Genomic DNA, 24,040 nt, shown 5'->3' with positions numbered 1-24,040 from the left:
TCAACGGAGCTGGAAGTACGAGGCGTTGTGGTCGACGATGGCGTCCCAGTCCGCGTCCGCCGGGAAGCGCAGGACGTCCCAGCCGGCTTCCTCCAGGCGGTAGCCGGCCTCGATGTCGCGGGTGGAGTCGGCCGCACGGCCGGGCACGTCGACGAACACGGCGAGGTCGGCGCCCTCCAGATGGAAGACCAGGTCCGGGCAGGCCCCCGCGGCGGCGACGAAGGCGCCGACGTCGTCCGGCAGCCGGTAGCCCTTCGCCCGCAGCCAGCCGAGCAGGTCACCCTGTGCGACAAGGGCCGACAGGTCGGCCTCCACCGGGGTGGGCGACGGGGTCGCCTCGACGGCGGGCACGGCGACCTGCGCGGCCCTCGTGCTCTCCGCCGCCGGGGCCAGCCTGCGGAACTGCTCGCTGCGGGACTCGCCGCGATCCTCCCGCCGGGTCCGGGCGCGGGCCAGCCGCGCCAGCGGCGGCTGAGCCGCGTGCCGGCTCAGCTGGCGGTGGTGCGTCTGGTTGGCGTACGTGAGCAGACAGGCGTAGCAGCCCCGGGCGCACCTCTCGTCGACCTCCGGGCCGCCCTTGTCCTCGTCGGTGTCCGGGTCGAAGTGGCAGATCTCCAGCGCGGCCCGTGCCGCCTTGGCGAGGGCGTCCTTGTCGTGCTGGATCCGGCGCAGCACGCCGGCGCCGCCCTCGGCGGCCTCCGTGAACAGCATGCGGCGCCTCGGGCCCTCGTCCGGTGGCAGCAGTTCAGCGGTCAGCTCGGAGTCCTCCAGCTCGAATGCCGCCTCGATGCCCCGCTCCAGCGCGTACAGGAAGGACAGCGCCACCGGCTCGGGCAGCGGTTCGTCGAGGGTGACCACCAGGATGTTGCGGCGGTCCTCGACGAAGGGCAGCACCCGCTTCTTGCGGCGCTTCTCGTTGCCGTCCTCGTCGACCACCGGCATGCCGGTGCCCTCGATGGCGTCCGCGGCGGCCCGGTCGTTGAGCCAGCGGCCGTCGCCCAGGTCCAGCCAATAGCCGTCCGGCTCGCCCTCCTTGGCACGGACGCGTCCGAGGTTGGTGATCCGGACGGTCGCCGAGTCGCCGTAGTCGAGCGTGAGGACCGGCGCCCCGTCGGCGTCGGTGACATGTGAGGTGAGGCGTCCCTTGCGGGCTCCGTGGTCCTGGAAGGCGTACGAGGTCTCCAGGCGGAAACCGGCCCGGCGGCGCTCCTCCTCGTCGGAGGAGATCCGCTCGCGCGGCGTCGTGTACACGGTGTGCAGGTGGAGCAGGCCGGTGCGCTTTCCGTACAGCTCCTCGCCGCACATCGTGCACTTGTCGACGCCGGGCTTGACGGCGTAGTGGTAGCCGCAGCCGTCGCAGCGCCTGGCCTCCGCCGTCGCCAGTTCGCCCGAGGCGTCCGGCGGCAGCTGCACCCGGGTGACCTGGTAGCGGGCGCCCTCGTGGTAGATGAGCGCGCCGGGGCCGAACTCGCGGATCGCGAGGAAGCGAGGACGCTGGAGGTAGTCGCCGTCGGCGTTGCGGCGGTTGCCGGAGCGCGGGATGTACGCGGCCAGCGGCAGCCTCGGGAAGCTGTAGCCGGGCAGGAACCCCTCGGACGCCAGGTAGCGGTAGGGATTGAAGTCGCTCATGACCGACTTGCTGTCGGTGGAGCGGTTCAGCAGCAGGTTCGTCTGCGTCTCGGCCTCCCGTCGGCGACTGCGTGCCCGGATCTGCTCGCCGGGCGAGAGGGTGTGGTCGACGACACGCTTGTTCTGTTCGTACTGGTCGATGACGGCGGCCCGGAAGAGTTGGCGCCACCGCTCGAACGCGGCGTCGAACTCCTGCGGCGCCCGCTCGATCCGGTCCTCGATCCACTCGTCGTACCACCAGGTGGTCGACTCGAAGTCCGGGATCAGCGGAGCGAGGACGGTACGGGCGGTGGTGGCCGCGCGTCGGCGGGCATCCTCGTCCAGGGACCGGTTGAGGATTTCGGTGCGCAGCGGCAGCGGCATCTGCGGATCGGGCCGGTCCTCACCGTCCGGGTCGTAGGCGACGTCGACGACCTCGGGGATCGCGACGCCGAGCTTCATCCCGGTCTCGGCCAGCCAGATGCCCTGCAGGTGCGAGCGGACCAGGTCCTCATTGGCCAGGTCCAGGCGCGGCGGGGCCACCTGCCCAGACACCATGTCCTGGGACTTGCGGAAGTAGTACTGGTCGTGGCTGTTGCCCGTCGCGCAGTACGTCGTCACCAGCGCGGGCTGGCCGGAACGGCCTGCCCGGCCCGAGCGCTGCGCGTAGTTCGCCGGGGTCGGCGGCACATTGCGCATCAGCACGGCGTTGAGCGAGGAGATGTCCACGCCCAGCTCCATCGTCGGGGAGCAGTACAGCAGGGGAAGTTCGGCGTCCCGGAACAGCCGCTCGCGCTCCAGGCGGTCCTCGGGGGTGACCTGCGCGGTGTGCTCCCGGGCGAACAGGCCGGCCAGTTCGGCGGCCGCGGTCCGGTACAGATCGCGGAAGAACGGGTTGACGCGCGGTCCCTCGCCGCTGGTGTAGGTGCGTGCCAGAGGATCGACCGCGCCCCGCTCGCCGTTCCCGGCGCGCCAGATCAGCGCGGCGGCCGACACCCGGTAGCCGGTGCGCTTCTGGGCCGCGCGGCGGCGGAAGGCCGGACCGGACTGCTCGGGAGTCGCGTCCACCTCGCGCACCAGATCCGCGTCGCGCAGCACCTTCAGCAGGTCCTCGATGACCTTCTGCACGTCGTCCAGGGGCAGGTCGCGCAGCTCGGGCACGTTCCGCCGCAGGTACTTGCCGAACTTCCCCCGGGCCGACAGGAACTGCGCGGTCCGCTCCATCCCCGGCCGTGAGCCGTACGGGTAGGCGGTGCCGACCGCTGGCCGGTCGCTCTCGCTCAGCACCCACGGTCCGGTCAGGCGCTCCTCGCTCGCTCGCTGCAGGGTGTCGAAGTCGTCGCGGAAGTACTGCACGTCGATGGCGAGAGAACGCCGCATGAAGTCGAGCAGAGTCCGGGCGACCTCCTCGCGCAGCGCGGGGTCGGCGTCGCGCAGTGCGGCGTGCGCCGACTGCCAGCGTTCGGGACGGGCAGCAATCCAGTTCAGGTCCTCGTAGTCGATGCGCAGCAGCCCCGACTGCTCCAGGTTCGGCATCGTGATGCGCCAGCCGCGCTCCAGGTCGCGGTAGAGGCGGTACCCCACGACGTCGCGGAAGGCCTTCGTGGCCCGGCGCTCCATGGACGGGGCCAGGTCGGTGCCGGCGGCGTACTCGCGGGGCTCCAGGCCCATCACCTCGGTGACGGCCTCCGCGAGGTCGTCGTGGCTCAGACCCTCCTCACCGGCGCGCAGCGCGGCCTGGTAGAGGGCGCCACGCAACTGGGTCACCTGGGCGAAGTCGTTGAAGTGCCCGGCCTGAAGCGAGGCGTCCTGACGGTTGTCGACGAAGGTGAGGAGCTTGCGGGCCTCCTTGCCCAGGCTTTCCTCCGGCACCGCCCGCAGGGACTTCACGATGGACGCGGAGATCAACGAGGTCGCCGAGGAACGCCCCTCCTGGTCGAGCGTGGCCAGCTTGGCGAAGTCCCGGCCGCGGGTCTGCTCGTAGGAGACCTGGCAGTGCACGCAGAACAGGAACGGTGCCGGGACGAACGCCGCGACCAGGCCCTCACTCGTCTCGTTGCCGTGGGCGTCCACGACGACGCGCTTGGGCAGGCGCGGCTTGTAGGACTTCTTGACGACCGTCATGCCCTGCGCGTCCGGTTCCAGCCACGACTCCGGCAACCGCCGGTCGTCGACGGCCTTCTGCGGATCGGTCGGCCATTCGTAGTCCTCGCCGGGCATACCCAGGTAGAGATAGCCCTCACCCGCGCGGCCCCCGGAAGCGGAGGTGTCCCGGCGCGGCTCGTACCGGAACGCGCCGCCGTCCTCGGTCCGCCAGACGGTCAGGTACTCCTGGCCGCACTCACGGCAGAACGCCAGTGGGAACAGCGGCTTGCCGTCGCTGCCCGGCTGCTCCAGCTGGTAGGTGCGGGTGAGCGGCCGGGTGAGCGGATCCTCGAGCGTCGTGTAGACGGTGTCGCCCTTGGAAAGGAACTGGTGCAGCCGGAACGCGAACAGCGGCCGCTCCGTCACCGGATGCTTGGCCTGGGCGCCGGCCTCCAGGGTGGTGCGGATCGCCTCGCGCACGCTCTCCTCGGACACCCCGGACCGCCCGGCCAGCTCGGCTGCCGCGTCTTCGAGCGTTCCCGGGTCGCAGCGGCGGAACCGTCCGGTGTCCTCCTCGCGTTCCAGGCCGAACCGGGACTCCACCCAGCAGGCCAGAGGGTCCTTCGTCAGTGCCTCGTACGAGCGGGGCGCCGCCGGCACCCGCAACCGCTCGGCGGATACGGAATCGGGGGCTTCTTCCGTCGCCCGGACCAAGGTCTCGCCGATGACCCGCTTCGGCAGCACCGTCGTACCGAACAGCCGGCCGGCGACCCTGGCCACCTCGCGCCGCTGGTCCTCCCACGAGCCTTCGGTGGACATGGTCGCCGAGGTGCCGATGCACTGCAGCGTCGCGGACGCGCGGCAGGCCTCACGCACCCGACGGATCAGGAACGCCACGTCCGCGCCCTGCCGGCCCCGGTAGGTGTGCAGCTCGTCGAAGACGAGGAACTGCAGCCCCTCGGCCATGCGGATCAGACTGGACCGGTCGTCGGGCCGGGTCAGCATCAATTCCAGCATCACGTAGTTGGTCAGCAGGATGTCCGGAGGCTCCTTGCGCAGCTTCCGGCGGTCCTCCTCGGACTCCTGCCCGGTGTAGCGGGCGAAGGTGACCGGCTCGCGGCCCTTCCCGAATCCGTGGCGCAGGTACTTCTCAAGCTCTCCCAGCTGCGAGTTGGCCAGTGCGTTCATCGGGTAGACGACGATCGCGCGCACCCGGCCGCCCGCATCCGGGCCCGCCGCCTGGCGCTCCTTCAGCACGCGGTCGACTATCGGGACGATGTACGCCAGGGACTTGCCGGAACCGGTGCCCGTGGTCAGCACGTAGGAGTCGCCCGCCTGCGCGGCCTCGATCGCCTGCCGCTGGTGCAGATGGAAAGTCAGCGGGCGGCCGTCCGGGCGCGGCGAGGTCTCCTTCTTGCCGGCCTGGAAGATCTCCGCGCACCTCGGATGCAGCACACCGTCCCGCACGAGGTCGGTGACCTGACCGCCGTCGGCGAAGAAGGGGTTCAGCGACAGCCAAGGGTCGGGCCACTGCGACTTCGCTGCCAGGTCCTCCTCGACGAAGTTGCCGATCCGGGCGTCCCGGATCACCGTTGCGCTCTTGGTGAAGTCCTTGTACTCGCTGATCAGATCGGCGTGGATGCCGAAGACGTCCATGGCCTCGGGCAGTCGCGGCTCCCTGCGAGGCACGGGTGCGGGAGCGGCCATGGCGGGCTCGGGGAGCAGGGCGCGCAGCCGCGCCACCGGGTCCATCACCTGCCAGTGCGGGGCGAGCAGCGCGGCCGTGTCGTCCGGTGCGAGGGCGAGCGGGACCAGGACCTCACGGACCAGGGCGGCGTTCTCGTGCCGGAGCTCGGCGTCCTTCTCCAGAAGGCGCTCCACCAGCCGGACCAACTCCGCGGGCAGGTCCGGGCGTACCAGGGTGAGCCGCGGAGGCGTCTCGTGCTGGTGCTGTTCGGAGAGTTCGAAGGGGGTTCTGGCGGAGAACGGCGGCTGCCCGATCAGCAGCTCGTACAGGATGCAGCCGAGCGCGTAAAGGTCGGCCGACGCGGAGACCCGCTCGGCCCGGAACTGCTCGGGCGCCATGTACCGGGCGGTGCCGACACTGACGCCCGTGCTGGTGAGCCGCGTCTGGTCGGGATCGTCGACGACCGAACCCATGCCGAAGTCGAGGACCTTGACGGTGCCGTCACGCGTCAGCATCGCGTTGGCCGGCTTCAGGTCGCGGTGCACGACCCCGGCAGTGTGCGCGGCGGCGAGACCGGCGGAGATCTGCGCACCGATGGCCGCGACCCAGGAGACGGGCAGCTGCGGCTCCTCGTCGATGAGGTCAGCAAGGGGATGGCCGTCCAGCAGTTCCATGGCCAGGTACGGCAGGCCGGTGCCGTCCGGTGCCCCGTCCACACCACCGTCGATGAGCAGGGTCAGGTTGGGGTGGCCCTGGGAGAGCATGCGCATGATCCGCACCTCGCGGCGGAAGCGGTCGATCTCCTTGCTGGACCCGGACGCGTCGACGGCGACACCGGTGCGAGCACGCAGCACGGTCTTGACTGCGACCTCCTGATGCGGGGAATCAGGAGCCGCCCGAAGGTCCTCCGCCCGGTGGACCTCGCCCATGTTCCCGCGTCCCAGAACCCCCATGATCCGGAATCGTCCGTCGACCGTCCCCTGGCCCACTGGCCCTCCCCGATTCACCCGTCGCATACAAGGTGGGTACACCCCGTGAGGAGCGTATACCTTCACCCGTTGACGAGTATCACACTATCTGTTGACGACGTCAACAGATGTAGGGGAGTTGCGGCGCAGTTCGCATCGCTCCATGCACCCCTTGATTGCGGACGGGAGCGCGCGTCACGGAAGACTGCGGCTGACCAACCTGTCACGGGCGGCGCTGGAGGGGAGGAGACCGTGCCCGTATCGCTGTACGTTCCTGCGCTGCTGACCAGGGCTCACGCGAGGCCCCTTCCTCCTCGCCATGAATCGCTCAGGCCGACGCCCGTCGGGTGGCCCATCACGTGTAGGGGCGAGCAACCCATCCCTCAGCCCCTGAGGCTGACACTCTCCCGGCTCGGCCCAAAAGTCCCTGAGAAGTCCCACAGGCGAAGCAGAATCCCCTCCTGGCTCGCATACGTGCAGCTCAGGAGGGGATTCGCATTACCTTTTCTTGGAGCTTTCAGATGTCCCGGAAGATCTCGATCTGCGCCCCGATCGAGTTCAGCCGTTCCGCCAGGTCCTCGTAACCGCGGTTGATGACGTAGACGTTGCGCAGCACCGACGTGCCCTCGGCGGCCATCATCGCCAGGAGGACGACCACGGCGGGCCGCAGGGCCGGCGGGCACATCATCTCGGCGGCGCGCCAGCGGGTGGGGCCCTCGACCAGGACGCGGTGGGGGTCCAGGAGCTGGAGGCGGCCGCCCAGGCGGTTCAGGTCGGTGAGGTAGATGGCGCGGTTGTCGTAGACCCAGTCGTGGATGAGGGTCTGGCCCTGGGCCGAGGCCGCGATGGCCGCGAAGAAGGGGACGTTGTCGATGTTCAGGCCCGGGAAGGGCATCGGGTGGATCTTGTCGATCGGCGCTTCGAGCTTGGAGGGGCGCACCGTCAGGTCCACCAGGCGGGTGCGGCCGTTGTCGGCGAAGTACTCCGGGGTGCGGTCGTGGTCGAGGCCCATCTCCTCCAGGACCGCCAGCTCGATCTCCAGGAACTCGATCGGGACCCGGCGCACCGTCAGCTCCGACTCCGTGACCACGGCGGCGGCCAGCAGGCTCATCGCCTCGACCGGGTCCTCGGAGGGGGAGTAGTCCACGTCGGCGTCGATGACCGGCATGCCGTGCACGGTGAGGGTGGTGGTGCCGATGCCCTCGACGCGGACACCCAGGGCCTCGAGGAAGAAGCAGAGGTCCTGGACCATGTAGTTGGACGAGGCGTTGCGGATGACGGTGACGCCGTCGTGGCGGGCGGCGGCCAGGAGGGCGTTCTCCGTCACCGTGTCGCCGCGCTCGGTCAGGACGATCGGGCGGTCCGGGCGCACCGTGCGGTCGACCACCGCGTGGTAGTGGCCCTCGGTCGCGGCGACGTCCAGGCCGAAGCGGCGCAGGGCGATCATGTGCGGCTCGATGGTGCGGGTGCCGAGGTCGCAGCCACCGGCGTAGGGCAGCCGGAAGCGGTCCATGCGGTGCAGCAGCGGGCCGAGGAACATGATGATGGAGCGGGTGCGGACGGCGGCCTCGGCGTCGATGGCCTCCATGTCCAGCTCGGACGGCGGCACGATCTCCAGGTCGGTGCCGTCGTTGATCCAGCGGGTGCGCACGCCGATGGAGTTGAGCACCTCCAGGAGGCGGTAGACCTCCTCGATGCGGGCGACCCGGCGCAGCACCGTGCGCCCCTTGTTGAGCAGCGAGGCGCACAGCAGGGCCACGCAGGCGTTCTTGCTGGTCTTGACGTCGATGGCGCCGGACAGGCGCCGGCCGCCGACCACGCGCAGGTGCATCGGACCCGCGTACCCCAGGGAGACGATCTCGCTGTCGAGCGCTTCACCGATACGGGCGATCATCTCAAGGCTGATGTTCTGGTTGCCACGCTCGATGCGGTTGACGGCGCTCTGACTGGTGTTGAGCGCCTCCGCGAGCTGTGACTGCGTCCAGCCGCGGTGCTGCCGGGCGTCACGGATGAGTCGGCCGATGCGTACGAGGTAGTCGTCTGCCATGGGGTTGAGGCTATCTCAGATATGAGATCGCACATCTCGGGGGGTCCGTTCGGGTGACGCGGCGTCAAACGTCCCTCGTCGGAGACGCGGAGGTTCGGAGGCGCGGCGTGTCCGGAGGATCGGCCGTGCCGGTTCGTCGTGGTGCGGCGTCGGCCGACAGGTCCCGGCAAATCCATCGATGTCGTACGACGTCCGGCGCTGCTGCCGGTGGGGGCGCCGCATCGGGTACCCCTGTTCGGCGTAGTCATGGCCGTACGGGTCACCCGGGGTGGGGCGTACGCCATACGGCGCCCGGACATGACCGGGCCGCCCCTATGTACTAGAGTTATCTCGACATCGAGATATCTGCCGAGGCGTACCGCAGCCACCACCCTGGTAAGGGTTACCTAACTTAGCCCTACCTTAGCGGATCGGCCAGGGGGCGTGGCGGCAGGATGCGGTGGTACGCGCACATAAATGAAGGAGACTGTCGTGTCGGCGAACAGCTTCGACGCCCGCAGCACACTGCAGGTGGGCGACGAGTCGTACGAGATCTTCCGGCTGGACAAGGTCGAGGGCTCCGCGCGCCTTCCCTACAGCCTGAAGGTGCTGCTGGAGAACCTGCTCCGCACCGAGGACGGCGCGAACATCACCGCCGACCACATCCGCGCCCTCGGGGGCTGGGACTCGCAGGCCCAGCCGTCGCAGGAGATCCAGTTCACGCCGGCCCGCGTGATCATGCAGGACTTCACCGGCGTGCCCTGTGTCGTCGACCTCGCCACCATGCGTGAGGCCGTCAAGGAGCTGGGGGGCGACGCGAACAAGATCAACCCGCTCTCCCCGGCCGAGATGGTCATCGACCACTCCGTCATCGCCGACAAGTTCGGCACCAACGACGCCTTCAAGCAGAACGTCGACCTGGAGTACGGCCGCAACCGCGAGCGCTACCAGTTCCTGCGCTGGGGTCAGACCGCCTTCGACGACTTCAAGGTCGTCCCGCCGGGCACCGGCATCGTCCACCAGGTGAACATCGAGCACCTGGCCCGCGTCGTCATGACCCGTGACGGCAAGGCCTACCCCGACACCCTGGTCGGCACCGACTCGCACACCACCATGGTCAACGGCCTCGGCGTCCTCGGCTGGGGTGTCGGCGGCATCGAGGCCGAGGCCGCGATGCTCGGCCAGCCGGTCTCCATGCTCATCCCGCGCGTCGTCGGCTTCAAGCTCACCGGAGAGCTGACCCCCGGCACCACCGCCACCGACCTGGTGCTGACCATCACCGAGATGCTGCGCAAGCACGGCGTCGTCGGCAAGTTCGTCGAGTTCTACGGCGAGGGCGTGGCCGCCACCAGCCTCGCCAACCGCGCCACCATCGGCAACATGTCGCCGGAGTTCGGCTCCACCGCCGCGATCTTCCCGATCGACGGCGAGACGCTGAACTACATGCGCCTGACCGGCCGCTCCGAGCAGCAGGTCGCCCTGGTCGAGGCGTACGCCAAGGAGCAGGGCCTCTGGCTGGACCCGAAGGCCGAGCCGGACTTCTCCGAGAAGCTGGAGCTGGACCTCTCCACGGTCGTGCCCTCCATCGCCGGCCCGAAGCGCCCGCAGGACCGCATCGTCCTCGCGAACGCCGCCCAGCAGTTCAAGTCGGACGTCCTCAACTACGTGGACGTCGTGGACGAGGCGGGCAAGGAGTCCTTCCCGGCCTCCGACTCCCCGGCGGTCACCAACGGCGGCCCGTCCAACCCGGTCCCCGTGACCGCCCCCGACGGCACCGAGTACGTGCTGGACCACGGCGCGGTGACGGTCGCGGCCATCACCTCCTGCACCAACACCTCCAACCCGTACGTCATGGTCGCCGCCGCCCTGGTGGCCAAGAAGGCGGTCGAGAAGGGCCTGACCCGCAAGCCGTGGGTCAAGACCACCCTCGCCCCGGGTTCCAAGGTCGTCACCGACTACTTCGAGAAGGCGGGCCTGACCCCCTACCTCGACAAGGTCGGCTTCAACCTGGTCGGCTACGGCTGCACCACCTGCATCGGCAACTCCGGCCCGCTGCCGGAGGAGGTCTCCAAGGCCGTCAACGACCACGACCTCGCCGTCACCTCGGTGCTCTCCGGCAACCGCAACTTCGAGGGCCGGATCAACCCCGACGTCAAGATGAACTACCTGGCGTCCCCGCCGCTGGTCGTCGCCTACGCCCTCGCGGGCTCCATGAGGGTCGACGTCACCAAGGACGCCCTGGGCACCGACCAGGACGGCAACCCGGTCTTCCTCAAGGACATCTGGCCCTCCGAGGCCGAGGTCAACGACGTCGTCGCCAACGCCATCGGCGAGGACATGTTCTCCAAGTCCTACAGCGACGTCTTCGCGGGCGACGCCCAGTGGCAGGCGCTGTCCATCCCGACCGGCGACACCTTCGAGTGGGACGCCGAGTCCACCTACGTGCGCAAGCCCCCGTACTTCGAGGGCATGGGCATGGAGCCGGCCCCGGTCGAGGACATCTCCGGCGCCCGGGTGCTCGCCAAGCTGGGCGACTCGGTGACCACGGACCACATCTCGCCCGCCGGTGCCATCAAGGCCGACACCCCGGCCGGCAAGTACCTCACGGAGCACGGCGTCGAGCGCCGCGACTTCAACAGCTACGGCTCGCGCCGCGGCAACCACGAGATCATGATCCGCGGCACCTTCGCCAACATCCGCCTGCGCAACCAGATCGCGCCGGGCACCGAGGGCGGCTACACCCGCGACTTCACCCAGGAGGGCGGGCCGGTGTCGTTCATCTACGACGCCTCCCGCAACTACATCGAGCAGGGCACCCCGCTCGTCGTCCTGGCCGGCAAGGAGTACGGCTCCGGCTCGTCCCGCGACTGGGCCGCCAAGGGCACCGCGCTCCTCGGCGTCAAGGCCGTCATCGCCGAGTCGTACGAGCGCATCCACCGCTCGAACCTCATCGGCATGGGCGTCCTGCCGCTGCAGTTCCCGGAGGGCCGCACCGCCGAGTCCCTCGGCCTGACCGGCGAGGAGTCCTTCTCCGTCTCCGGCGTGACCGAGCTGAACGACGGCACCACCCCGCGCACGGTGAAGGTCACCACCGACACCGGCGTCGAGTTCGACGCGGTCGTCCGCATCGACACCCCGGGTGAGGCGGACTACTACCGCAACGGCGGCATCCTGCAGTACGTGCTGCGCAGCCTGATCCGCAAGTAGGCGGCGGCGCACAACGGTTGAGGGCCGCATCCCCGGTGACGGGGGTGCGGCCCTCGCGCGTGCCCGCCTCGCAGAGGCGTCGCGTACGGCTTTAGAACATCAGGCGGTACGTGTTCCAGCCGCCGCTGCCGATCTTCACCGGGGACTTGTACGGAGCGGCGGCGTTGCCGGTGCCCTTGTACAGGTACAGCGCACCGCTCTTGTTGCGTGCGACCAGGTCGGTGATGCCGTCGACGTCGATGTCGCCGACGGAGGCGATGTTGTTGTACGTGTTCCAGCCGCCGCCGATGCGGCTGCGGGAGGTGAACGGCGCCTTGTAGTTGCCGGTGCCCTTGTAGAGCCACAGCACGCCGGACTTGTCCTTGGCGACGATGTCGTCCTTGCCGTCACCGGTCAGGTCGCCCTTGCCGGTGATGTGCGTGTAGGCGTTCCACCCGCCGCCGACCCGGTAGCGCTTGGTCAGCTTGCCGTTGCCGTAGCCGAGGTACAGCCACAGCACGCCGGAGCTGTCCCGGCCGAGCAGGTCGTCGGCGGCGGCGCCACCGACGTTGGCGGGCGAGAAGAGCTGGTTGTAGATCTTCCAGCCGTTGCCGACGAGGATGTGCTCCTCGTCGAGACCGAAGTTCCCGTAGTAGAGCTGGCCTCCGGCCGTTACCTGCCAGAGGCCGTCCGAGAACCCGTCGGCGTCGTTGTCCACCTGGGTGGCCGCGCGAACGGTGTCCCAGTAGTCGCCCGCCCAGAAGCGGGAGTCCAGGCCGCCGTCTCCGTCGGGCAGGTAGCCGTACAGGGTGCCCCCGCTGTCCACCCCGTACAGCGGGTTGATCTGTGCGTCACCGATCTGTGCGGTCGAGCTGAACTTCGAGGCGTCCGACGGCTTCACGTCGATCTGCGGCCGGGACGCGGTGGGCGCCGGCGCGTCCGAGGCGACGGCGCTGCTCGCACCGGTCGCCACCAGTGCGGCGGTGAGCGCCGCAGCCGTGGCACGCGCCAGGGCGCGACGCGTGTTCAGGCCGGAGCTTTTGGCCACGTGGGTCCTCCATATGGTCATGCGGAAGGGACCGGGTGCCGGGATTGGGCACAGCATGATCCCGATAACTCCGTGATCCTTACACATGGCTTTTACATGTCAATCGGATTACATGAAATTGATACGGGAAGGCGCCGCAAACGCACCGAAAGGGCAAGGAAGTTGCCTTAGTCGGTCGCCCGGACGCCCGCCAGCCACCCCAGTTGACGCCGCACATGCACCGCGTCGCCGCCCTCGTGCCCGTTGAAGGGGTAGGCGTGGATTTCCTTGCGGGGTACCGCGCCGGACAGCTCCCCGTACCGGTTGAAGGCGGCGTACGCCCCGCTCGGCGGGCACACCGTGTCGCGCAGGCCCACGCCGAAGTGGGCCGGCGCGTGGGCGCGGCGGGCGAAGGAGACGCCCTCCAGATAGGAGAGGGTGCGGTAGGCGGCGCGCTCGGCGCCCCGGTGCACCGACAGGTACGCGGCGATCTCGCCGTAGGGCCCCGCGTCCGTGAGGTCGAGGGCGCGTCGGATGCCGCACAGCAGGGGCGCGGAGACCAGGACGGCCGCCAGGTCCGGCACCAGACCCGCGACGGCCAGCGCGAGCCCGCCGCCCTGGCTGTTGCCGACGGCCGCGACGCGCGCCGGGTCCACGCCGGGCAGGGCCCGCACCGCGGCGACCGCGCGGACCGCGTCCGTGATGAGGCGACGGTAGTGGTGGTCGTGCGGGTCGAGCAGCCCCCGTGCCGCCGGGCCGGGGCCGCCGGGTGCGTCGGCGTGCGGGTCCGGGGTGTCGCCACCGCAGCCGTACTGGTCGCCCTGGCCCCGGTTGTCCATCAGCAGATGCGCGTACCCGGCGGCCACCCAGGTCAGCCGCTCGTGGGGCAGGCCGCGTCCGCGCCCTACCCGGCGTACTCGACGACCGCGGGCAGGGGCGCTGCCGGCCCGTTGGCCTGCGCGAGCGGGTGGCCGGTCCAGAACGGGTCGTCGCCCACGTTGGACACCGCCACCAGGGCGTCCGCCAGCCGCCCGACCGGCACCTCGCCGTCCGGCCGGAAGCGCAGGACCTCGCTCCACATCGGGCCGAGCCAGCACACGTGCCGCTGCTGCCCGGTGTACTCCTGCGTGGCCTGCGCCTCCACCGCGAGCCGGGTGCCCGGCATCGCGCCGATCAGCGGCGACACCGGCTCGCGCACCTGGAAGTCCATCGGGCCGTGCTTGACCTGGAGCACCGCGTTCGCGGCGAACTCGCCGTCCAGCGGCACGAAGTGGTCGTACGCGGCCCGGGCGCGGTCCGTCGACCGGTCCCGCCAGTCCTGCCGGTGGTCGTAGACGAAGGCCCGCCAGTGCACGGTGCCGCCGTACGGGGCGAGTGCGGCGGCCAGCAGGTTGGCGCCGTCCGCGTGGGTGCGGCCGTACGCGAACGGGCCGGGCTGCCCCTCCGAGTCGGCGCGCCCCCGCCGGTCAGCTCCAGCACGAGGCCGGCCGGGGCGCCCTCGTCCACGAGGGTGCCCCCGAACCGCCCGCAGGCCGCCGCCACTTCACCGCGCACGGTGTCGGCGAGCGGTCCGGTGCCGCGCACGAGCGTGCGCCGGGTGCCGACCGCGCGGAAGGCGTCGTCCGGCAGCCAGGCCGGGTCGATGGCGAAGGTCATGCCGTCAGGCGACCGCCCCGCCGGTGCCGCGCGCGGCGGCGATGTAGTCGGAGCGGCCGGAACCGTCGTAGACCGTGAGGTCCACGGACGCGCCGTCCGGGATGCTGAAGTTCTTGACCGTCATGTCCACGGTGGCCGAGGTGCCCGGCGCCGAGTACGTGCCCAGGTCGTGGTACGAGCCGCCCCACGAGTAGCCGATCGCCACGTAGAACCCGTCGCCGTCGTTCTTGGTGTCGTAGACCCAGAGTTTCTCGCCGTCGGGGTGGAACTCGACCTTGCCGATGAACCAGCCCGCGTCGTTCAGCTCCATCTTGACGGCCGTGCCGCCCGCGTCGTGCGCGAAGTAGGTGCCGTCGAACGGGTCGGCGAGGCTGCCGCCGCTGCACGGGCAGCTGCTCGTCTGGCGGTAGTACGTGGAGACGCTGGGGTCCGGGTCGTAGGCCTGGGCCGGCGCGGCGGTCGCGAAGAGCGCCCCCGCCGCCAGCAGTGCGCCCGTGACCAGCCCCGTGACGCGTGTGCCGATGGATGTCCGCATGTGTTCCCCCTGACGATGCGTGACGCGCCCCGGCGGCCGCCGACGGCGCCCGCTCATCCTGGTGCACGCACCGGCTCAGGGGAATGGGGCGGCACGAGCGGGCGGCGGATTCAGGCCGAAGCCCGAACCCGCCGCCCGCCCGTCCGTCGTTCGTTCGTTCACCGGCCGGGTGTGCCGGCTAGGCCAGCAGCTCCACCTCCGCCAGCGTGTGCTCGCCGTCCAGCACCAGCCGGTACTTGGCGTACGAGCCCGGTGACTTCACCGAGAACGCCCGCGTCTGCCGGTCCCAGGCGAAGGACTCGCCCGAGCGCTCGTCCAGCGTCCGCCAGGTGGTGCCGTCGGCCGAGCCCTGGAGCTTCCAGCCGGCCGGCGCCTGCGCACGGTCCGCCGACGAGGTGAGCGTGTACTGGACCGCCTCGACGCCCTTGCCGGACACGGGCAGGTCCACGGACGTCACGCTCGCGTCCGTCCCCGACGTGTTGTCGAACAGGGCGCCTTCGCCGGTGAGCGCGTCGGCGCGCGGGGTCGCCACCTCGTCGTCCTTGGTGATCGACGGCGGCGCCGCGTGCTCGCCGGTGCCCCACGAGGAGGGCTTGGCGCCCATGTCGAACTCCAGGACGCCGCCCTTGGCGAGCAGCGCGTGGGGGAGCGACGTGGAGTTCCAGCGCTTGCCGTTGACCTTCAGGCCCTGCACGTAGACGTTCTTCGTGCTGTTCTTCGGCGCCTTGACGACCAGCTCGCGGCCGTTCTCCAGGTGCACCGTGGCCTTCGTGAACATCGGGGACCCGACGGCGTACTCGCCGCTGCCCATCACCAGCGGGTAGAAGCCGAGCGAGGAGAAGAGGAACCAGGCCGACTGCTCGCCGTTGTCCTCGTCGCCGTGGTAGCCCTGGCCGATGTCGCTGCCGGTGTACAGCCGCTGGAGCACCTCGCGGATGTTCTTCTGCGTCTTGTACGGCTGCCCGGCCGCGTCGTACATGTACAGGGCGTGGTGGGCGACCTGGTTGGAGTGCCCGTACATGCCCATGCGGACGTCGCGCGCCTCGACCATCTCGTGGATGACGCCGCCGTAGGAGCCCTTCAGCTCCGGGGAGGCCGTCTCCGGGGTGGAGAGGTACTCGTCGAGCTTGTCGCCGAGGCCGTCGCGGCCGCCGTACAGGTTGGCGAGGCCCCGGCTGTCCTGGGGGGCGGTGAAGGCGTAGCCCCAGCCGTTGGTCTCCGTGTAGTCGTAGCCCCACACGCGCGGGTCGTACTTCCCGGAGTCCACGCGCCAGTTGCCCTTGGCGTCCTTGCCCTGGAAGAAGCCGGCCTTCGCGTCGAAGAGGTTGACGTAGTCCTGGGCGCGGTTGAGGAAGTACGCGGACTCGTCCTTGTACCGCTTCTCGCCGGTCTCCTTGTAGAGCTTCTCGCCCATCTTCGCGATGCCGTAGTCGTTGAGGTAGCCCTCCAGCGCCCACGACAGGCCCTCGTGGGTCTCGGTGCTGGTGTAGCCGAGGAAGGGCGAGGTCTCCATGCCCTTGCGGCCCACGCCGGAGGACGGCGGCACCACGGTGGCGTTCTTGACCGCCGCGTCGTACGCGGCCTTCGCGTCGAAGTCGACGCCCTTGACGTAGGCGTCGGCGAAGGCCACGTCGGAGGAGGTGCCGGTCATCAGGTCCGCGTAGCCGGGGGAGGACCAGCGCGAGGTCCAGCCGCCGTCCTTGTAGTGCTGCACGAAGCCGTCGACCAGCTCACCGGCCTGGGAGGGGGTGAGGAAGGAGTACGCGGGCCAGGTGGTCCGGTACGTGTCCCAGAAGCCGTTGTTGACGTAGACCTTGCCGTCCACGATCTTCGAGCCGGTCTCGGTCGGGGTGTCCTCCTTGACCGCCTTGGAGAACGGGGAGGCGTACTTGTACTTCCCGTCGACCTTCTCGTGGCCCGCGTTCGGGTACAGGTAGAGGCGGTAGAGGCTGGAGTACAGCGTGGTCAGCTGGTCCTGCGTGGCGCCCTCCACCTCGACCTTGCCGAGGATCCGGTCCCACTGCTTCTGGGCGGCGCGCTTGACCTTGTCGAAGGAGGCGCGCTTTGGGATCTCCTGGCGGAGGTTGTCCTTCGCCTGGTCCACGCTCAGCAGCGAGGTCGCGATGCGCAGCGTCACGGCGCGGTCCCGGCCGGCGTCGAAGCGCAGGTGGCCCTTGACGCCGCTGGAGTCGCCGCCGGTGACCCTGCTGTCGAACTCGCCGTACACGAAGAGGCGGGTGGCGCCGGTGGACAGCCCGGACTTGACGTCCGAGTAGCCGGAGAAGGTGCCGTTCTCCTTGTCCAGGGTCAGGCCGGCACTGTTCTCGACGTTGTCGAAGATCACACTCGCGTCGTCACCGGGGTAGGTGAAGCGCATCATCGCGGCGTGGTCGGTCGGCGTCATCTCGGCCTTGACGCCGTTCTCGAACCGCACGCCGTAGTAGTACGGCTTGGCGGTCTCGTTCTCGTGCCGGAAGGCCAGCTCGCGGGCGTCGCGGCCGGTGTCCGGGGTGCCGGAGGCGGCCGAGGGCATCACCTGGAAGGTCTGCCGGTCGCCCATCCACGGGCTCGGCTCGTGGCTCGCGCTGAACGCCTGGAGGGTGGGCAGGTTGGCGTCGTTGTTGCCGCGCGCGTAGTCGTAGAGCCAGCTGAGCGAACCGGCGTTGGTCACCGGCGTCCAGAAGTTGAAGCCGTGCGGCACGGCGGTCGCGGGGAAGTTGTTGCCGCGGGAGAAGCTGCCGCTGGAGTTGGTGCCGCGGGTGGTGAGCGCGTAGTCGGACAGATGGGCCTTCGGACGCTCGGGCTTGGCGCGCTTGATCTCCACGTCGTCCAGCCAGCCGCGGAACTTCGCCGGGCCCTTGGGGGAGTCGTACGCCACCAGGATCCGGTCGACGGTCTTGCCGGCCGCGACCGTGCCGATGCCCGACTCGACGCTGTTCCACTGGTTCACGTAGAGGATCTTGGCGTCGCCCTGACCGCGCGGCGTCAGCGGGAACCCGTGCTGGTCGGTGGCCTTGAGGTCGCTCAGGTAGGTGCCGTCGGTGAAGGCGAGGTCGACCGAGACGTTCGTGGCGTCGTAGTCGAGGTCGCCGTCCGCCATCGACGGGAAGATCTTGTACGACAGCTCGGTACGCCGGTCGACCCGCACGTCGACGTCGAAGACCTTGTTGTACGAGTAGGCCCGGCCGTCGGCCGTGTGGCGGCCCGCGTAGCGCAGTGCGTGGGTGCCGGTGAAGCCGGCGTTCGCCTTCGCGGTGGGCGAGCCCGCCGGGCCGTCGTCGACGGAGGAGAGCATGTCCTCGGGGGTGGGGACCTCGGTGCCGTCGGTGGCCAGCTGGACGTCGGCGAGCTGGAGTGCGTCGCCGGCCCCGTTGTTCTTGGTGATCTCCAGCCTGAAATGCTGGAATTCAGCGGTTTCGGAGAGTTCGTACGTCTTCGTCTGGAAACGCTCGCCGAAGCTCTCCCCGGTGCGGGTGTCCACGGTCTGCCAGTTCTCGCCGTCCGACGAGCCCTTCAGCGTCCAGTCCACCGGGTCGCGTTCGTCGTGGTCGTTGGCCGAGGTGAGCGCGTACTTGGCGATCTTCTGCGGGGCGTCCAGGTCGAACTCGACCCAGCCGGTCGGGGCGAAGGTCAGCCACTTGGTGCCCGGCTCGTTGTCGACGAGGTTCTCCTTCACCTCCCCGCCGCCCGTGTTCTCGGCGCTGGCCCGCACCCCGGTGACGTTCTCCGTGACGTTGCCCGGTATGCCGGTGCTGAACCCGCCGTCCACACCGGAGGACCGCTTGCCGCCGGTGTCCACGGTGTCGGTCCAGTCCGGGGCCGGGTCGCCCTTCTCGAAGGACGACGCGAACTCCCGGTCGGCCTTCGCGGGCGCGCCGGGCAGGGCGACCGCGGCCCCCTGCGAGCCCACCGCCAAGGCGAAGGCGGTCGCCGTCACGACCGCCGGACCCCATCTGTGCCGAACTCTGTACTGCATGTCCTGGCCACCCTCCCAGCGCTGGGGACAACGTTGTCAATTCAACTGCGCAAGGACCAGTAGGGGTCAAGTGGCAAGTGATGTCAAGGGTGTTGGATGTGGCGTTAGGGGGTTATGGCGGGGATTCCTACGGCATGCGATGCACAGGGCACTCATATTTCCGGGAGGTCTCAACTCGGAAAAGACGTACCGGGAACCTTGCATTCGATCTTGCTCCGCCGACGGAAAGTGGACTATACCTGTCGCCCATCGGGGGATACGGGGGGAACCACGACGAGGAACCGCCCAAGCGCCCGAACAGCGGTGACGGTATCCGTGACCGCACGGAAGAACCCGCGTTTCCAGTACGGCCCAGCAAGAAACAGCACGACCCAGCGTGACCCGATCGCGGTGCCGGGGAGGATCCGGTTCACCGCCTGAGTCCTGGAGAAGGCGAGGACTTGAGCATGGGATCCACTTCCGCCGAGAACAACGGTACGGGCGTCGGCCGCCGCGATCTGATCAAGCGGTCCGCCGCGCTCGGCCTGGTCTCCGTACCGGCCATGGGCTTCCTGTCCGCCTGCGCGAGCGGCGGCGGGGACGACCAGAAGAAGGCCGAGGCGGGCGAGAAGTCCGCGAAGAACCCGCTGGCGGTCAACGAGAGCGCCAAGATGGAGTTCGTCCTCTTCGACGGAGGCTTCGGCAAGGAGTACGCCGAGGACGCCGTGAAGCTGTACGAGAAGGCCTTCCCGAAGGCCGAGGTGAAGTTCTCCGCCACCCAGAAGATCCAGTCGACCCTCCAGCCGCGCTTCAACGGCGGCAACCCGCCCGACCTCGTCGACAACTCCGGCGCCGAGCAGATGGACATGGGCGTCCTGGTCGGCAAGAAGCAGCTCGCCGACCTCACCCCGCTGCTCGACGCGCCGTCCTACGACGACCCGAACAAGAAGGTCCGCGACACGCTGCGCCCCGGCATCGTGGAGATGGGCCAGTTCGACGGCGACCCGGTCTGGATCCTGTACTACGCCTACACGGTGTACGGGAACTGGTACTCGCAGAAGGCCCTGGACTCCCTGGACGCGGAGTACCCCCAGACCTGGGACGAGATGCTCGCGGTCTGCGCCAAGGCCAAGAAGAAGGGCATGGCCGGCTGGACCTACGCCGGCAAGTACCCGTACTACATCCCCTTCTCGATGTCCCCGATGATCGCCAAGGTCGGCGGCGTCGAGGTGCTGAACGCCATCGACAACCTGGAGCCGAACGCCTGGAAGCACCCGGCGGTCAAGACGGTCTTCGAGGCCTGGTACGAGCTGTTCAAGAAGGGCTACGTCCTCAAGGGCACCCCGGGCCTGGACCACATCCAGTCGCAGACCGCGTGGGCCAAGGGCGACGCCCTGTTCATCCCCAACGGCTCCTGGGTGGAGAACGAGTCGGCCAAGGTCATCCCCGCCGACTTCGACCTCGCCGTCTCCGCGCCGCCCGGCATCGACGACTCCGACAAGATGCCCTTCGGCACCATCTGGGCGTCCGGCGGCGAGCCCTTCATCGTCCCCGCCAAGGCGGCCAACGGATCCGGCGGCATGGAGCAGCTGCGCATCATGCTCAGCGAGGCGTCCTCCAAGAACTTCACCAGCAAGGTGAAGTCGCTGAGCGCCTACAACGGCGGCACCGACGGCATCGAGCTCACCCCGGGCCTCAAGTCCGGTGTCGCGGCCCTGGAACTGGCCGGCGACAACGTGGTGAACCCGCGGATGCAGGACTGGTACGTGCAGCTCCAGAAGGAGAAGATCGGCGTCGGCTGCCTCGGCGAGATGATGGCGGGCCGGATGACCCCGGCCGAGACCATCAAGAAGATCCAGGGCTACGCCGACGAAGCCGCCAAGGACTCGTCGATCAAGCACTACAAGCACCAGTGAGGACGCGTCACCAGGGCCTGTCCGGCGCCACCGCGCCGGGCGGGCCCTGGCGGCGCCACCCGCACGCAGATCGGGGTCGGTAGCAATGCAGCACGGCAAGTACCGGTTCATCGTGGGGTTCCTGGCGGTTCCCCTGGGGCTGTACGCGCTCTTCGTCATCTGGCCGTTCATCCAGTCCATCTACTACTCGTTCACGGACTGGACGGGGCTGAGTCCCGAGTACAAGATGGTCGGCTTCGACAACTACTCGCGGATGCTCGACGACGACATCTTCTGGAAGTCGTTGCAGCACAGCGTGATGTTCGCGCTGCTGGTGCCGCTGGTGACACTCAGCCTGGCGCTCTTCTTCGCCTTCATGATCAACGTGGGCGGACGGCGCCGCCGCGGCGGCCCGGCGATCACCGGTGTGCGCGGCTCCGGCTTCTACAAGATCGTGTACTTCTTCCCGCAGGTCCTGTCCATCGCGATCGTCGCCCTGCTGTTCCAGTTCGCCTACAACCCGGACAGCGGCGCGATCAACTCCCTGCTGCGCGGAATCGGCCTGGACTCCCTCCAGCCGCTGTGGCTCGGCGACCCCAACATCGCCCTGTGGTGCGTGATGGCGGTGCTCGTCTGGTCGACGGTCGGCTTCTTCGTGGTCCTCTTCTCCGCGGGCATGGCCTCCATCCCGGCGGAGCTGTACGAGGCCGCGCTGCTGGACGGGGCGGACCGCGCCACCACCTTCTTCAAGGTGACCCTGCCGCTGCTCTGGGACACCGTGCAGTCCGGCTGGGTCTACATGGGCATCCTCGCGCTGGGCGCCGAGTCCTTCGCCGTCGTGCAGATCATGACGACCGGCCCCGGCGGACCCGACTACTCGACCACCGTCATGGTCCTGTACGTGTACCAGAAGGCGTTCCGTGACGGTCAGGCCGCCTACGCCACCACCATCGGCGTCGCCCTGCTCCTCGTCACGCTGGCCTTCGCCGCCGTCGTGATGCGACTGGGCCGGCGCGAGCGGCTGGAGTACTGATCAATGAAGACGACCGAGACCCCCGCCCCCGTGCCCGCCGAGCCCGGCACGCCCGTCCTGAAGGCCGAGGCCGCCCCCGGCGGACTCAAGGAGGGGAAGAAGGAGGGCACCACCCTCAACGTCTTCTCCCACGGCGTCCTCGTCATCTGGGCGATCATGGTCGGCATGCCGCTGGTGTGGGCGGTGATGACCTCCTTCAAGGACGACGCCTCCATCTTCGGCTCGCCCTGGTCGCTGCCCGACAAGCTGAACTTCGACAACTGGTCGCGGGCCTGGTCCCAGGCGCACATGAGCGACTACTTCCTCAACACCATCCTGGTGGTGGGCGGTTCGCTCGTCGGCACCCTGGTGCTGGGGTCCATGGCGGCCTACGTGCTGGCCCGGTTCGACTTTCCCGGCAACCGGTTCATCTATTACTTGTTCATCGCCGGCATGAGTTTCCCGATCATGCTCGCCCTCGTCCCGTTGTTCTACGTCGTGGACAACATGGGAATGCTCAACACGATCCACGGGCTGATCCTGGTCTACATCGCCTATTCGCTGCCCTTCACGGTGTTCTTCCTGACCGGGTTCTTCAGAACCCTGCCCAGTTCGGTGGCCGAGGCCGCCTTCGTGGACGGGGCCTCGCACACCCGGACGTTCTTCCAGGTCATGCTGCCCATGGCCAAGCCCGGCCTGATCAGTGTGGGGATCTTCAACTTCCTGGGCCAGTGGAACCAGTACATGCTGCCGACCGTGCTGAACACGGACCCGGACAAACACGTCCTCACCCAGGGCCTGGTGCAGCTGGCGGTCAGCCAGGGGTACAAGGGCGACTGGTCGGGCCTGTTCGCGGGCCTGGTCATGGCGATGCTGCCGGTGCTGGCCGCGTACATCATCTTCCAGCGCCAGGTGGTCCAGGGGCTCACCGCGGGTGCGCTGAAGTAGCGTCCCCGGCCCCCGGGGAACCCCGGAAACCTCCTCCGCATGCCGCTCCCGGAACCCCGGGGGCGGCATGCTCGTATGTGCGGTGCCGCCCACATGGGATACCCGGATGCGGTTCAACCTCTTGACGGTAGGTGACCCGAACGGCTCTGCTTAGGGTTCACTAGTTGCACATGGAAGGGGCCTCATCGAAGCGGCCCCGCGCGCAGGAGGTCGTCGTGGAGACTCCGGGGTCGCAGTCGTCGCTGCACCGAGCCAACCTGGAACGGGTCGTACGAGCGGTACGGCTCGCCGGTTCGCTGACGCAGGCGGAGATCGCGAGGACGACGGGCCTGTCCGCGGCCACGGTCTCGAACATCGTCCGGGAGCTGAAGGACGGCGGGACGGTGGAGGTCACCCCCACCTCCGCGGGCGGCCGGCGGGCCCGCAGCGTCTCGCTGAGCGGCGACGCGGGCATCGTCATCGGCGTGGACTTCGGCCACACCCACCTGCGCGTCGCCGTCGGCAACCTCGCCCACCAGGTGCTCGCCGAGGAGTCCGAGCCCCTGGACGTCGACGCGTCCGCGGCGCAGGGCTTCGACCGGGCGGAACAGCTGGTCAGCCGGTTGATCGCGGCCACCGGTGTGGACCGCGCCAAGATCGCCGGAGTGGGGCTCGGCGTACCGGGCCCGATCGACGTGGAGTCCGGGACGCTGGGCTCGACCGCCATCCTGCCCGGCTGGGGCGGCACCCGGCCCGCCGAGGAGCTGCGGGGGCGGCTCGGCGTGCCGGTGCACGTGGACAACGACGCCAACCTCGGCGCCCTGGGCGAGCTGGTCTGGGGCAGCGGCCGGGGGGTGCGGGACCTGGCGTACATCAAGGTCGCCAGCGGTGTCGGCGCCGGCCTGGTGATCAACGGGAAGATCTACCGCGGCCCCGGCGGCACAGCGGGAGAAATCGGGCATATCACCCTTGATGAGGCCGGCCCCGTCTGCCGGTGCGGAAACCGGGGTTGCCTCGAGACCTTCGCGGCAGCACGCTATGTGCTTCCGCTCCTCCAGCCCGGCCACGGCCCCGATCTGACGATGGAGGGCGTGGTGCGGCTGGCCCGGGACGGTGACCCCGGTTGCCGTCGGGTGATCGCCGACGTCGGCCGCCACATCGGCAGTGGAGTCGCCAACCTCTGCAACCTGCTCAACCCGAGCCGGGTCGTCCTCGGCGGCGATCTCGCCGAGGCTGGCGAGCTGGTGCTCGGGCCGATAAGAGAGTCCGTCGGGCGGTACGCCATCCCCAGTGCGGCGCGCCAACTCTCCGTGCTCCCCGGGGCCCTTGGAGGCCGTGCGGAGGTGCTCGGGGCGCTCGCCCTGGCGCTGAGCGAGATGGGCGATTCGACGCTCTTGGACGGGTCTGCGACCGGCGCTCTGCCGGCGGCCACGCCTGCCTTCACTTAGAGCACGGATGGCACCGTTGTCATCT

Annotated in this window: 10 protein-coding genes and 3 pseudogenes; 5 read left to right on the top strand and 8 right to left on the bottom strand. The window is 69.4% G+C overall.

All coding sequences use genetic code 11. The features are described 5' to 3' along the window. From OHA99_RS07515 to OHA99_RS07505, 3 genes and pseudogenes are all read right to left on the bottom strand, one after another. Positions 1-6,333: a protein kinase domain-containing protein gene (locus OHA99_RS07515; protein ID WP_405694832.1), complete on the bottom strand. Its 6,333-nt coding sequence runs from the start codon at positions 6,331-6,333 to the stop codon at positions 1-3. Between the two features lie 532 nt (positions 6,334-6,865). Next, complete coding sequence (locus tag OHA99_RS07510) at positions 6,866-8,395, bottom strand: UDP-N-acetylglucosamine 1-carboxyvinyltransferase (RefSeq protein WP_007445262.1); 1,530 nt, start codon at positions 8,393-8,395, stop codon at positions 6,866-6,868. 122 nt (positions 8,396-8,517) lie between these two features. Then, positions 8,518-8,604 (bottom strand): annotated as a pseudogene (locus tag OHA99_RS07505) (DUF4236 domain-containing protein); the annotation flags it as partial. 262 nt (positions 8,605-8,866) lie between these two features. Between OHA99_RS07505 and acnA the strand changes: the two are divergent. Further along, the gene (acnA, locus tag OHA99_RS07500) at positions 8,867-11,581 is read left to right on the top strand and encodes an aconitate hydratase AcnA (protein WP_153177434.1); all 2,715 of its coding nucleotides are present in this window, start codon (positions 8,867-8,869) and stop codon (positions 11,579-11,581) included. 91 nt (positions 11,582-11,672) lie between these two features. On the opposite strand, the gene OHA99_RS07495 is transcribed toward acnA, so the two are convergent. From OHA99_RS07495 to OHA99_RS07475, 5 genes and pseudogenes are all read right to left on the bottom strand, one after another. Next, complete coding sequence (locus tag OHA99_RS07495; protein WP_405694830.1) at positions 11,673-12,608, bottom strand: FG-GAP repeat domain-containing protein; 936 nt, start codon at positions 12,606-12,608, stop codon at positions 11,673-11,675. A 167-nt stretch (positions 12,609-12,775) separates the two neighbouring features. After that, positions 12,776-13,536 (bottom strand): annotated as a pseudogene (locus OHA99_RS07490) (acetylxylan esterase); the annotation flags it as partial. Continuing rightward, positions 13,537-14,043, bottom strand: a pseudogene (locus OHA99_RS07485) (alpha-glucuronidase); the annotation flags it as partial. A 204-nt stretch (positions 14,044-14,247) separates the two neighbouring features. After that, positions 14,248-14,778, bottom strand: a complete 531-nt coding sequence (locus OHA99_RS07480) for a hypothetical protein (protein ID WP_153177432.1) — start codon at positions 14,776-14,778, stop codon at positions 14,248-14,250. A gap of 178 nt (positions 14,779-14,956) precedes the next feature. Continuing rightward, on the bottom strand, positions 14,957-18,754 hold the full coding sequence (locus OHA99_RS07475) for a GH92 family glycosyl hydrolase (RefSeq protein ID WP_405694827.1): 3,798 nt from the start codon (positions 18,752-18,754) through the stop codon (positions 14,957-14,959). Positions 18,755-19,200: 446 nt separating this feature from the next. Between OHA99_RS07475 and ngcE the strand changes: the two genes are divergently transcribed. The 4 genes from ngcE (at position 19,201) to OHA99_RS07455 (ending at position 24,015) form a co-directional block, all read left to right on the top strand. Continuing rightward, the gene (gene ngcE, locus OHA99_RS07470) at positions 19,201-20,649 is read left to right on the top strand and encodes an N-acetylglucosamine/diacetylchitobiose ABC transporter substrate-binding protein (protein WP_153177430.1); all 1,449 of its coding nucleotides are present in this window, start codon (positions 19,201-19,203) and stop codon (positions 20,647-20,649) included. Between the two features lie 85 nt (positions 20,650-20,734). Continuing rightward, positions 20,735-21,661: a carbohydrate ABC transporter permease gene (locus tag OHA99_RS07465; protein ID WP_007445306.1), complete on the top strand. Its 927-nt coding sequence runs from the start codon at positions 20,735-20,737 to the stop codon at positions 21,659-21,661. A gap of 3 nt (positions 21,662-21,664) precedes the next feature. Continuing rightward, the gene (locus tag OHA99_RS07460; RefSeq protein ID WP_153177429.1) at positions 21,665-22,588 is read left to right on the top strand and encodes a carbohydrate ABC transporter permease; all 924 of its coding nucleotides are present in this window, start codon (positions 21,665-21,667) and stop codon (positions 22,586-22,588) included. A 215-nt stretch (positions 22,589-22,803) separates the two neighbouring features. Beyond that, on the top strand, positions 22,804-24,015 hold the full coding sequence (locus OHA99_RS07455; RefSeq protein ID WP_164382607.1) for an ROK family transcriptional regulator: 1,212 nt from the start codon (positions 22,804-22,806) through the stop codon (positions 24,013-24,015). Positions 24,016-24,040 lie beyond the last annotated feature (25 nt).

The sequence above is a fragment of the Streptomyces coelicoflavus genome (genome assembly GCF_045041415.1).
In the GTDB taxonomy this organism is placed as follows: domain Bacteria; phylum Actinomycetota; class Actinomycetes; order Streptomycetales; family Streptomycetaceae; genus Streptomyces; species Streptomyces coelicoflavus.
Note: the sequence above shows the minus strand (reverse complement) of the source record. Positions and strands in the feature narration are given on the sequence as shown.